Source organism: Salmonella sp. 32070601201500089SM (assembly GCF_017573605.1).
Lineage (GTDB): Bacteria > Pseudomonadota > Gammaproteobacteria > Enterobacterales > Enterobacteriaceae > Salmonella > Salmonella enterica.
The window spans coordinates 1-570 of record NZ_JAGETK010000039.1 but is presented as its reverse complement, the minus strand read 5'-3'; the positions used below and the strand labels follow the sequence as shown (position 1 = coordinate 570).

Sequence of the window (570 nt, the reverse complement as noted above, 5' to 3'; positions counted from 1 at the left end):
GTGCCAATCCGGTACGTGGAGAAGGGCATCAGGTAGCACTGTTCTGACAGGAAAAATAGCAAATGGACAACAGATCCCATTGCCATCTGGTTTTTCTGCCAGCCAGTGTACCTGGAGTGTCAGTAATGCAGAAAATCCGCACGGGTGGAAGCCGAATTATTTTGCGGGGTCAGTTGCAACCTATGATGCCAATCGAATTGTGAAATGCGGCTTCTATGACGAATACAACTTTTATGGCGGTACTCACCGAACTGACCTGTCGGGGAAATGTAGTTACATCGTGGTTTGCCAGTGATAAGTATCGTCACTGGCAAATGGCGTAAACTGTAATGGAACCATTTTGATCTTCGGTCGTGTCGCAACTGGCAGTCCATGCATTGTTGCCTGAAGGCATGGAACGCGTGAGCCATATAAATCCGGTATTTGATCTGCATTGACCGCCTCCACCAATGACTTTCTTGCCAGATGGACATGTTGCCGTTGCTCCAGGCCAACGCCACGCAGTAGCTGAAGCGGTAACAATTTGGCTATCACCTGCGCCAATTTTTTTCCACGTACCGGATTGGCACG

At 48.9% G+C, this 570-nt stretch carries 2 protein-coding genes; one reads left to right on the top strand and one right to left on the bottom strand.

Annotation, left to right across the window (positions count from 1 at the left end):
• Positions 1-295: hypothetical protein (locus tag J4728_RS23715; RefSeq protein ID WP_023155515.1), on the top strand; the 295-nt coding region annotated here is incomplete at its 5' end.
• Here J4728_RS23715 and J4728_RS23710 read toward each other — a convergent pair.
• On the bottom strand, positions 274-570 hold a 297-nt coding region (locus J4728_RS23710), incomplete at its 5' end, for a pilus assembly protein (protein ID WP_208212524.1). The two genes, J4728_RS23715 and J4728_RS23710, sit on opposite strands and share 22 nt — an antisense overlap.